Below are 11,872 nucleotides of genomic sequence, written 5' to 3' on the forward strand. Positions count from 1 at the left end.
TCCCTCCCCCCTAACTCTCTCCGGTGACCGCCGGGGCGCCGGCCGCCCCCATGTCCAATGCCGGGATTTCAACCGTTGCCGTGGTCCCCACCCCGATCCGGCTCGCCAGGGACAGGCGGCCGCCATGCAGTTCGACGATGCGCCGGGCAAGCGCCAGCCCGATGCCGGTTCCCGGCATGCTCTGAGCCTGCTGCGACCGGAAGAACTTGCCGAACACCCGTGGCAGATCGGCCTCGGCGATCCCCATGCCGCGATCATTCACCTCCACCCGCAGCCAACCCTCCGCCATCGTAACGCCGATCCGTACCGGCCGGTCGGCCGGCGAGTATTTCAGCGCATTGTCGAGCAGATTGACGAACACCGTGGTCAGCAGCGGCCGGTCGGCCAGCAGCATGACATCCGCAGCGCCCCCTCCCACCGGCCGCTCATCCATCGCCCAGCCGTCCGTCGCCCGGTCCTCCATCGGTTGGCCTTCGGTCAGGACGATCACGCGGTCCGGGGAGTGGCTGCGCACGATCGACAGCGCCTCGTCCAGGCACTCGGACAGGGCCATCGGCTTCCTGGTCGCCGCCAGCCCGTCGACATCGATCCGCGCGCGCTGCAAGCCGACATCGACGATCTCGACCAACCGGTGAACCGCCCGTCTCATGCGGGCGAGCGGGCGTTCAAGCCCGCTGCGGTCGACGCCGTCCATATCGCTCCCGATCCGCAGAGCCAGCACGTCCAGGCTGGCGCTGATCACGGACAGCGGGGTGCGGTATTCGTGCGAGATCATGTCGACGAACTGGGTGCGGTCGCGGGCCGCCTGCCGTTCCGCCATCAGCGCCTCCTCGAGCTGGTGCGTGGCCTCCATCAGCTGCCGCGTGCGGCCGGCGGCGAGGGTCTGGGCATGCTCCTCGGCATCGCGTGCCGCCGCCAGCGCCGCCTGCTGCGCCTCCCGCCAGTCGCGCTCGGCCTGCTTGACCCGCTGGGCGAGGCTGAGGGTCATCAGCAGCATGTGGAATAGCGCCCCCGCCATGTTGCCGTATTCGATGGACTCGATCATCGGCAGAAGCCCGACATTGCGCAGCAGAAGCATCACGCCGCCGACAAGCGGCAGCAGGAAGGCCAGCAGCCACAGCCGGGCCTGACGATGCCCGCGCAGCGCCAGCCTGAGCGACAGCAGCGCCGCCAGGATGAACAGCATGGCGGCGACGAACTGGATAACGGCGCCGATCGCCGCATACTGCCCGGCGAGTGCGACCAGGGTGCCGGCCAGACCGACCGCGACCATGACGGTGATCGTCCCCCGCAGCACCGGATTGCCCCGCCGCAGATCGAACAGCGCCCCGGTGAACAGCGCCCCGAACAGCAAGACCGCGCACAGCGCCGTCCCGATCAGCCAGTCGGCGATGCGGTGCGCGCCGGATGGCCACAGCAGGAACAGCATTCCGCTGACCGGCAGGTTGCCCGCCAGCATCGCCAGCACGTAAAGGCCATACCAGCCATAGACCCGATCACGCAGCCACAGCCAGAAGACGAGGTTGATGGTGCCGATCATGACGGCGATGCCGAACCAGGCGCCGAGGACGGACAGGTCCAGCGTTGCATGCGTCATGAAGGCGGACGGCGACCACAGCCGCAGACTGAGCGCCGTGGTCCGCGCCGTGGCGATGCGGATCAGGATCACCGTCTCGCGACCGGAGCGCAGGGTCACGGGAACGACGAGGGAGGGAAACGGAATCGGCCGCCCGGCATAGGGCAGACCATCTCCCAGGACCGTCTCGACGAACGCGCCGTCATCGTCACCGGCCGGCGCATAGACGCGCAGTTCGTTCAGATAGGGCGGCTTCATCTCCAGCAGACGGTCGATCGCCGCCGGCGCGGCGGATGGTGAGGCGGCGGGCGCCGTGTCGGATGGCGAATAACGCAGGCGGATACGGACCCAGGTCGCCCCGGAAACGAATCCGTGGGCGAGGAAGCCGGGAATCGGCCGGAACGAGCCGGCCGCCGGACCGGAGCGCAGGTCGTCCAGGCCCAGCCCGCCGCCCGGGTCGGACAGAACCTCCAGATGGCCCGCCAGCGACAGCGACTGATCCTCCCCCCGGACGGTCAGCGGGGCCGCCGGCGGGGGCGGATCCACCGGAACCGCCCTGACCAGCCACGGCGCGGCCAGCACCACGGTCAATGCCACGGCCAGAGGACCGACCAGCAGCCCGATGACGACACCCCTTCGCACCGTCCGCTCCCCCGCCTTTTCCGGCACCGGCCTGCCGGGCCGCGCAAGCTTAATTCATTGCGGGCATTTCCGAACGAACTGCACGCCAACCGCATTCTTCCACAGATAACAAAAACAACATCAAGTCATACCCGCCGAATCCATCGAGCCATTCAATTACAATCACGAAATGATACAAAAGACATCACTATTCATTCTGCATACCGCGGTGTGGTTAGATATTGTGATGTTTGTTGATATAGATCACCTGTACCTTTCATCCAAAGAAGAGCTAGATATTGGCCGGGCCTTATTGCTCTTGAAATTATCGATATCTACCCCGGGGCATGGTCACCAGTGGGCAGCCCCCATTCTCATTCCTGCGGAGACGGATATGGCGACCCAGACCGGTACGAAGCCAAACATCATTCTGCTGACCCTGGATGAAATGCGCTTTCCCAGCGAATTTCCCAACGGTGTCCAGTCCGCCGGGGAATTCCTGGCGAAATACATGCCCTATACCCACCGGATGCTTTGGGAGAAGGGGGTGAAGTTCAGCAACTACCAGACCGCCGCGGCCGACTGCACGCCGTCCCGCGGGGTCATGGCGACCGGTCTCTACGCGCAGCAGACCTGGCTGATGCTGACGCGCGCCAACATGTTCAACGCGCAAAGCACGGCGGCGCCGCAGCCATCCCTGGAGACGGCCTTTCCGACCTACGGCAAGCTGCTGCGCGAACAGGGGTACGACACACCCCTGATCGGCAAGTGGCACATGTCGAACTACCCCGCCGGCCCGACCTCGGCCGCCGCCTACGATTACCTGGAACCCTACGGCTTCGAGGGGCTGACCATGCCGGACCCGCTGGGTCAGCCGGGCCAGGGATCGGGCGCCACTGTGGCAAGCCCTCCGCCGGTCGGCGCCGACCCGGTCCTGAGCGATGCGAACATCGTAGCCCAGGCGAATTACTGGCTGAAGAGCCGTTCGAGCAGCGGCAACCAGAAGCCGTTCTGCCTGACGGTTGGGCTGGTGAACCCCCATGACAAGCAGTTCTTCTGGGCCGGCATCGAGGGCGCCGTCTATCAGGAGCAATACAAGAAGGCCGGCAAGACGGCGCCGGTCGCCTACACCGGCATCGTCGCCGGCCAGTCCGACCCGCCGGACTACGGCTATCAGCTGCCGGCGAACTGGCAGCCGGCCGACGCGCTGCTGGAAAGCGGGGTGAAGCTGCCCCGGCTGGGCCGCGATTTCTTCTCCTATGTGATGACCGGCGACGTCAGCGACGATCCCAACCAGACCGATTTCACCATGGCGCCCACCCCGGTGACGGATAGCGTGGTTCCCTATGCCCCCTTCGGCTATTGGACGAAGGCGCTGGACATGTACACCTGGGCGATGAATCAGGTGGACATCCAGATCGGCCAGCTGATCGGCAACCTGCCCGAGGATCTCGCCGCCAACACCGTGATCGTGTTCACCTCCGACCATGGCGAATATGCCAGCGCCCATGGTTTGCAGGGCAAGGGCTTCAGCGTCTACAAGGAATGCCTGAACGTTCCCCTGATCGTCGTCGATCCGCGTCCGGACGGCGTGGTTTCCGCGCCGGACATCATCCGCGAACAGCTCGCGTCCTCCGTCGATCTGGTTCCGCTGCTGGTGTCGATCGCCCGCGACGGCACCGAATGGATGCAGGAGGAGCCTTACAAGGCGCTCTACGGAACGCGGGCGCGCCTGCTCGACATCCTGCGCGACCCCGGTGCGCCGGGCCGCAAATACGCCCTCTACACGACGGACGAGGCGTTTCCGACCAGCTACAACTACCTGAACGCTCCGTTCCACGCCATCGGGGTGGTCACGCAACAGGGCAAGCTCGGCACCTATGCCTTCTGGGATCCCAGCACGAATGGCGGGCAGCCCCTGAAAGCCGGCCAGGAGGTCGAGTATTACGACTACACCGCCCCGGATGGCAAACTGGAAATGACCAGTACGGCCGACAGTCCGGCGGCGCGGGAGCTGCTCCACACGCTGATGACCACGCTTCTTCCCGATGAGCTTCAGGCGCCTTTGCCGGAGCAGTATCAGGCGGCGCAGCAGAATGCCCTGGACGCCTATTGGAAGTATGTGAAGGGGATCGACGCGGTGTCGATGATCGGCGGCCGCAGCAGCTGACGCCACCCCGGGGCTGGAGCGTCCCGCGGCCGAAAGGACACCGGGTTACTTGTTCGGTTGCGGAACGCTTTCGGGAGGTGAGCTGTTGGGCTATCCATAAAGCCGGGCATGGATGACGCTGGCGCCGCCGGGTCGGCGTGTGCATGCCAGTCGGACGGGCCAGTCGGGCGGCCAAGGCAAGTTCTTCCATAGGGAAAGTTTCATCGAACCGCCGGGTCCGGCCTCAGCCGGCGGAGCGGACCTTATGGACGAACGAGTCCACCGCCGCGCCGAGCCGGGTGGATTCCCCGACCAGACCGTTGGCGGCCGCCAGCACCAGATCGGCGATGGTTCCGGTCTCGTTGGCCCCGTCGATGACGTCGTCGATGATGGTGCGGACGTCGCCGGCGCCGCTGGCCGCGCGGCTGGCGCTCTCGGCGATTTCCTGGGTCGCCTGGCTTTGTTCCGTCACGGCGACGCTGATCGCGCCGGAGATCTCCGACATGCTGGCGATCACGCTTCCGACCCCGTGGATCGCCTCGGCGGCCTTGGCGGCGGCGGCGCGGATGTCCTCGATATGCCGTTCCACCCCCAGGATCGCGTCGGAGGTCTGCCGGGCCAGCGCCTTGACCTCCTGGGCGACGACGGCGAATCCCTTGCCCGCCTCGCCCGCGCGGGCCGCCTCGATGGTGGCGTTCAGCGCCAGCAGATTGGTGCGTCCGGCGATGGAGTCGATCAGACGCACCACCTCCCCCACCCGCTCGGCCGCCTTCAGCAATTCATCCATCGCCTCTTCGGAGCGGCGCGCGCCGGTGACGGCGTTTGCCGCGATCCGTTCCGACGCGACCACCCGTTCGCCGATGTCGCGGATGCTGGCGGAGAGCTGTTCCGCCACCTCCGCCACCACGTCCACGCTCCTGGCGGCCTGGCCGGCGCTGCCGGCGGCGTCGGTGGAACGCCGGTTTGCGGTGCCGGCGACCGCCGCCAGCTCGTCCGCCGTCCGACGCATGTGCGCCGCCGCCGTTCCCACCGACTGGACGACATCGGCGATTTCGGCCTTCAGGCTGTCGGCCAGCCGCTCCAGCGTCAGCCGCTTGTCCGCCTCGGCCGCGGCCTGCAACCGATCCTGCTCGGCGCGCAGCCGCTCGGCCTCGTTCATCGCCCGCTGGAACACCATCACGGCGCGGGCGGTCGCGCCGATCTCGTCCCGACGCTCGACGCCGTGGATGGCGATGCCCAGCTCGCCGTCGGCCAGCCGGGTCAACGCCCGGACGGCGCGGCCCAGGGGTCGCGACACGGAATAGAGCGCCAGCAGCAGGGCCAGCACCAGCGTCAGCCCCGCCCCGGCGGCCCCGCTGGTCACCGTCACGCGGATCGTCTCGTCATAGCGGGCCTGGGCCGAGCGGTCGGCGGCCTCGATCGCCTGATGCACGTCGCCGCTCAACCCTTCGAACTGGGAAATGACGAAGCTGGGATCGAGACGCCCGCTGCTGAGGATATTGGCGGCGGCGGCGCGGTCGCCCTTCTCCACCTCCGCCCGCGCCTCGTCCACGACGGTCATCAGGGTGATGAACTGGGCGATGCCGGAGTCGATATCCTGGTCGCGTTGCGGCAGGATCAGCTTCAGGACCTCGGCATTGGCGACGAAACTCTGCTTGAGCGTCTCCAGGTCGCGCTTCAGGAAGCCGAGATTTTCCGGATCCTCCTCGGCGACCATCTCCCGCACCATACCGTTGATCGAGCGGGCGGCGCCGGACGCGGCATAGGCGGCCTTGCCCCGCTCCGACAGATCGACCACCCGCTGATAATCGTCCTTGATCTGAGCGGTCTGCGCGATGCCGTACCACAAGGTCGCCACCGACACCCCCATCATGATCGCCAGGGGAACCATGATCTTCACCACGATCGGCAGATGGTTCCACGGGACGAACAGACGGCGGAGGAGCGGCCTGATCACGGGCGGCCGCGAGACAGGCTGATGCGTCGGTCCTTCGCGGCGCTCGTCCATCGCATCCTCCTCCCTGGGCCAAAGCGGGGGCATCATGATTGCAGAGCGCGCCGGATCAACCGGCTGACCTCCCCATCGTGGCGGAAGCCGGCTGCCTGCGCCGCCGTGGCGTCGAGCGGCGGATAGGCGCCGAACCCCGCCTCCAGCGCCGGATCGGGCGCATAGCTGATCAGGCCGCGGCGATCCTCGCCAAACATCGCGGCCAGACCGTCCACCAGCTCGGCGATGCTCAGCCGCAGCACCGGAAGCGTGAACTCGCGCCGGGCGGCCAGGACCGAGGACGGCAAGGCGGCGGCGTGCAGGAGGTTGTCGACGCAGGCCCCGACCGACATCCACCAGGCGACCGCCCGCGGCGACACCGGACAGACGAAGGGCCGCCCTTCCGACAAGGTCCAGAAGATCTCGCTCATGAAGGCCGACAGCAGGCCGTTCGGCGCCGGGGGCCGGGCGACGATGCCGGGAAGCCGCAAGGCGCAGCCATCGACCCAGCCGCGCCGGGCGTAGTCGCGCAGCAGGACCTCGGCGGCCAGCTTCTGCGCGCCATAGCTCAGCGACGGGCGTAGCGGGGTGGCGTCGTCCACCAGGGCCGGCAGCGGAGAGCCATACACCGCGATGGTGCTGGTGAAGACCAGCCGCGCCGGCGGCAGATCGGGGTTGGCGACCGCATGGCGGCGCAGCAGCTCCAGCAGCTCCAGCGTCGCCTGCAGATTGACGTCCAACCCCAGCTCGTACTGCCGTTCGGCGGCGCCGCCGGGAATGCTGGCGAGGTGGAAGACCGCGTCGCAGCCATCCTCCAGCGCGGTCGCCAGAACGCCGTCCTCGGCGATCGAACCCGTCACCCGGCGCACGCGGGGGTCGTCCGCCATCCGATCATCCAGCGTCAGATCGACCAGCGTCAGAGCCTCAACCGTCCCGTCGACCAGCAGCCGCCGGGTCAGCGCCCGGCCGACGAAGCCGTTCGCCCCGGTGATGACGATGCGTTTCATGAAGACCTCACAAATCCAGAACCAGCCGGCCGCTCCGCGCCCGCGAACAGCAGGGGGTAAAACGGTCGTTGGCCGCGCGTTCGGCCTCGGTCAGGAACAGGTCGCGATGATCGGGGATCCCCGACAGGACCGGCGTCACGCAGGTGCCGCAGACGCCCTGTTCGCAGGACACCGGGATCTCGATCCCCTGCCCGGCCAGCACGTCGATCACCCGCTCCTCCGGCCCGACCCGGTAGACCGCGCCGGTGCTGGCGATCTCCACCTCGAAGGCGCCGTCCTGCGAAACGGCGGGGGCCGGCGCCGCGCCGAAATACTCCCGATGCAGCCGCTCTTCCGCCCACCCCTGCGCCGTCGCGGTCTCCAGGATATGGGCGATGAAGGGAGCCGGACCACAGACGTAGAGATGGGCGTCCGCCGCCGGATCGGCCAGAATCCTCCGGGCGTCCAGACGTTCCGTGGCCGGCGCGTCGTCGAACCAGAGCCAGCTGCGCCCGGCGAAGGGCGGCGCGATGAACCGCTCGCGGAAGGCCATGCGGTTGCGGGTGCGGGCGGCGTAGTGCAAGTCGAACGGGCGACCCAGCGTCACCAGCCGTTCCGCCATGCACAGGATCGGCGTGATGCCGATGCCGCCAGCGAACAGCAGCGTCTTCCCCGCCGTCTCGTTCAGGGGGAACAGGTTGCGCGGCTCGCCGACCTCCAGCCGGTCGCCCTCCTGCACCCGGTCGTGCATTGCGATGGAGCCGCCGCGTGACGCCGGGTCGCGCAGGACCGCGATGACGTAGCGGTGGCGCTCCTCGGGCGAGTTGCACAGCGAATATTGCCGGACGAGTCCGTCCGCCACCCGCACATCGATGTGCGCCCCGGCGGTGAAGGCCGGAAGCGGCCCGCCGTCCGGCCGCGTCAGTTCGAACAGCCGGATGTCCTCGGCGATCAGGCGGACGCGGGTGACCAGAAGCTCCATCATGCGCCGGCCGCCTCCGGCGCGCTCTGCGACCGGGCAAGCTCCTGTTGCTCGGCGGCGATCAGGCGGTCGAGGACGCGGCGCGCCCGGACCCCCGCGGCGTCGCCCACCAGAAGCACCGGCTTCAGCGACCAGAATTCGGCATCCCCCATCGCCTTCTGCTGGGCTTCCAGCATCGGCAGATCCTCGGTGCGGAAGGGGACGCTCAAACCGTCAATCTGTTCTTCGGCCAATTGAGCGCCGAACGGTCCCATCGCCTTGGGGAAGGAGATGCTGAACCAGTAATGGGTGGTGGTCGCGGTTTCCGGGGTGAACAGGTGACAGGTCGGCGTGTCGCGCCCTTCGGCGCGCGGCCGTCCGCTCGGCACCGCTCCGGCGAGCAGCACCATGTTGGCGGGGGCGTTCCACCGCACGTCGATCCAGCGGTCCACCGGAATGCCCGGTTCGATCCCCATCGCTTGGTAGAGGAAATCGGGCATGATCTCGCCATGGGTCGTGCGCAGCGACCACACCGTGTTCCCCTCCTCCTTCACCTCGGTGACGGCCTGGGCGACCGCGTCCGATCCCAGCGTGCTGGCGTGCAGGAACTGGATGTGCGACAGATCCATGATGTTGTCGTTTTCCAGCATGTAATTGGCGTTCACCCGCAGGTAGCGCTTGCCCACATGCTGGCTTTCCGGGTCGAGACAGCCGAAGTCGGGGATCGCCGCCGGGTCGGCCTTGGCCGGGTCGCCCATCCAGATCCAGATCAGGCTGTGCCGCTCGACCAGCGGGAAGGCTTCGACCTTCGCCGCCTTCGGGATGGTTCCGTTGCCGTGGGGGTTGCGGGTGCAGGCCCCCCGCCCGTCGAATTCGAGCCCATGATAGGCGCAGCGCAGACTGTCGCCCTGCACCGTCCCCAACGACAGCGGCGCGAAGCGGTGCGGGCAGCGGTCGAACAGCGCCCGCGCGGTCCCGGCGGCGTCGCGGAACAGCACGACCGGGCGATCCAGCAGGGTGCGGGCCAGCGGACGGTCGGCCGTCACCTCGTGATCCCAGGCGGCCACGTACCAACTGTTCATCAGATAGGCCATGGAATGACTCTCCCTCTCTCTTTCTTGGATTGACCCTCAGGGCGCCGGCAGCGCGGAGACGCCCGCCGCCGGCGCGCGGTCGCCTGCCCCGCCCCGCGCCCCGCCCGCCGCCCTGGCGCCGGGGAGCAGGAAATAGGCCAGGGCGGGCAGCAGGATGAGCGCGCCGGCCATGTTCCACAAGAACATGAAGGCCAGCAGGATGCCCATGTCGGCCTGGAACTTGATGTCGGAGAAGCCCCAGGTCGCGACCGCGGCGGCCAGCGTCACGCCGGTCAGGATGACCACCTTGCCGGTGAAGATCAGCGCCCGGTAATAGGCCTCCGACAGCCCCATTCCGGCCCGCATCATCGCCAGCGTCACCGACAGGATGTACAGCGCGTAATCGACGCCGATACCCACCCCCAGCGCGATCACCGGCAGGGTCGCGACCTTCACCCCCATGCCCAGCGCCACCATCAGGGCCTCGGCCAGGACCGAGGTCAGCATCAACGGCAGCACCGCCACCAGAACCGCCTGCCAGGAGCGGAAGGTGATGAAGCTGAGCGCCATCACCGCGCCGTAGACCAGATACAGCATCTCCCGCCACGCCTGCTTCACCACGATGTTGGTGGCGGCCTGGATGCCGGCGCTACCCGCCGCCAGACGGAAGCGGATGGTCTCCGTGTCGTTGTCGGCGGCGAACCGCTCGACGCGGGCGACGACGCGGTCCAGCGTGTCGGCCTTGTGGTCCTTGAGATAGACGAACAGGGTCAGCAGGTTGCAGGCTTCGTTGTAAAGGCCGCGCGGCGCGCCGGCGGTGACGAAGTTCAGCATCGACTGGTTCTTGATCAGCTCGATCCATTTCGGATTGGCTTCGTTCAGGCCCGACAGCACCTCGCGGTTCAGGCGCGCCAGGGAGTTGGTCGCCTCGACCCCCTCCAACTGCTGCAACTCCCACTCCAGCGCGTCGAGACGGCGCAGAACCTCGTAGCCGGCGCAGCTTCCCTCCCCCTTGGTCTCCACCATCACCGCGAACACGTCGCTGCTGGCGCCGTAATGGGCGTTGATGTAGGCGACGTCGCGGTTGTAGCGGGAGTCCGGACGCAGTTCCGGCGCGCCGGGGTCGAGGTCGCCGATCTTCAGCCCCTCGGCTCCCCACAGACCGACGACGGCCAGGACCACCGCGCCCGCCACCGCGACCGACGCGCCGGCGCGCCCGGTGAAGCGGTCGAGGAAGGCCCAGACCGGATGTTTCACGCCGGTCGTCTGCCGGGCGTTGTCGGTCTTCAGGCTGCGCGCCGCGGCGGACGGGCTGACCCCGGTGTAGGAGAGCAGGATCGGCAGCAGGATCAGGTTGGTGAAGATCAGGACCGCCACCCCCAGGCTGGCGGCGATCGCCAGTTCGCGGATCACCTGGATGTCGATCACCAGCAGCACGGCGAAGCCGACGGCGTCGGCCAGCAGCGCTGTCAGACCGGCCAGGAACAGGCGGCGGAAGGTCAGGCGGGCGGCGACGTATTTGTGCAGGCCGCGGCCGATGTCCTGCATGATGCCGTTCATCTTCTGGGCGCCGTGGCTCATGCCGATGGCGAACACCAGGAACGGCACCAGGATCGAATAGGGGTCCAGCGCCATGCCCAGCAGCGGCAACAGCCCGAGCTGCCAGACCACCGCCGTCATCGAGCTGACCACCACCAGCGCGGTGGAGCGCACACAGCGGGTGAACCACAGGACGCACCCCGTGGTGATGGCGATGGCGACGGCCAGGAACAGCAGCACCTCGCGCAGCCCGTCGAGCAGATCGCCGACGATCTTGGCGAAGCCGGTGACGTGCAGCTCCAGCCCCGGCCGCTCGAAGCGCTTGCGGATCTCCTCCAGCCGCTGGGAGAACACGGCATAGTCGAACGGCTTGCCATCGGGCAGCGCGCTCAGCAGCGGCACGTAGAGCGCGCTCGACGTGCCGTCCAGCGCCACGATCTGGCCGATCTCGCCCGACCGCGCCACATTGACCCGCAATTGCCCGAGGCTGGCGGGCGACCCGTCATAGCCGTCGGGAATCACCGGCCCGCCGTCCATGCCGTCTTCGGTCACCCCGATCCAGCGGGTGTTGGGCGTCCACAGCGATTTCATGAAGCTGCGGTCCACGCCGGGGATCAGAAACACGGCGTCGTTGATCTGGCGCAGCGTGTCCAGATAGGCCGGCTCGTAAATCGAGCGCCCACCGTTCGACACGACGATGCGCACGGCGTTGCCCAGGCCGCGCAGATCCTGCTGGTGCTCCGTATAGGCGGCGATGAAGGGATGCTGGTGGGGAATGGTCTTTTCGAAACTGGCGTTCAACCGCAAACCGGACGCCTGCCACCCCAGGATCAGCGTGATCGCCAGACACAGGCACACGACGATCAGGCGGTTGTTGAACAGGATCCGCTCGACACGGGACCCGGTTCGCGGATTGAAGTCGGCGAGGTCCTGGATCTCGGGCGGGCTGACGGTGGGGGAGACTGCCATGGTGGTTCCAG

General features: G+C 67.8%; 7 protein-coding genes. 1 reads left to right on the forward strand and 6 read right to left on the reverse strand.

Going from position 1 to position 11,872, the window contains the following annotated elements; translation table 11 throughout:
* Positions 1-10: 10 nt before the first annotated feature.
* Entirely contained in the window at positions 11-2,218 is a 2,208-nt protein-coding gene (locus AZL_RS26440; RefSeq protein ID WP_148219654.1) for a sensor histidine kinase, read from the reverse strand.
* A 373-nt stretch (positions 2,219-2,591) separates the two neighbouring features.
* Between AZL_RS26440 and AZL_RS26445 the strand changes: the two genes are divergently transcribed.
* Positions 2,592-4,367 (forward strand): sulfatase-like hydrolase/transferase, encoded by a 1,776-nt coding sequence (locus AZL_RS26445; RefSeq protein WP_052293786.1) that lies wholly within the window; start codon positions 2,592-2,594, stop codon positions 4,365-4,367.
* A gap of 223 nt (positions 4,368-4,590) precedes the next feature.
* On the opposite strand, the gene AZL_RS26450 is transcribed toward AZL_RS26445, so the two are convergent.
* The 5 genes from AZL_RS26450 to AZL_RS26470 all read right to left on the reverse strand — a co-directional run bounded on the left by AZL_RS26450 (position 4,591) and on the right by AZL_RS26470 (position 11,861).
* On the reverse strand, positions 4,591-6,303 hold the full coding sequence (locus AZL_RS26450) for a methyl-accepting chemotaxis protein (RefSeq protein ID WP_012977487.1): 1,713 nt from the start codon (positions 6,301-6,303) through the stop codon (positions 4,591-4,593).
* A gap of 83 nt (positions 6,304-6,386) precedes the next feature.
* The gene (locus AZL_RS26455; RefSeq protein WP_012977488.1) at positions 6,387-7,340 is read right to left on the reverse strand and encodes an NAD-dependent epimerase/dehydratase family protein; all 954 of its coding nucleotides are present in this window, start codon (positions 7,338-7,340) and stop codon (positions 6,387-6,389) included.
* 7 nt (positions 7,341-7,347) lie between these two features.
* A complete protein-coding gene (locus tag AZL_RS26460; protein WP_012977489.1) occupies positions 7,348-8,304 on the reverse strand; it encodes a PDR/VanB family oxidoreductase in 957 nt (318 codons plus the stop codon).
* Positions 8,301-9,374 carry an aromatic ring-hydroxylating dioxygenase subunit alpha gene (locus AZL_RS26465; protein ID WP_012977490.1) on the reverse strand — a complete coding sequence of 358 codons (1,074 nt, stop codon included), beginning with the start codon at positions 9,372-9,374 and terminating at the stop codon, positions 8,301-8,303. The genes AZL_RS26460 and AZL_RS26465 overlap by 4 nt, the downstream gene beginning before the upstream one ends.
* Positions 9,375-9,410: 36 nt before the next feature.
* Positions 9,411-11,861 (reverse strand): efflux RND transporter permease subunit, encoded by a 2,451-nt coding sequence (locus AZL_RS26470; protein WP_012977491.1) that lies wholly within the window; start codon positions 11,859-11,861, stop codon positions 9,411-9,413.
* Positions 11,862-11,872: the final 11 nt, after the last annotated feature.

Source organism: Azospirillum sp. B510, assembly GCF_000010725.1.
Taxonomy (GTDB): domain Bacteria; phylum Pseudomonadota; class Alphaproteobacteria; order Azospirillales; family Azospirillaceae; genus Azospirillum; species Azospirillum lipoferum_B.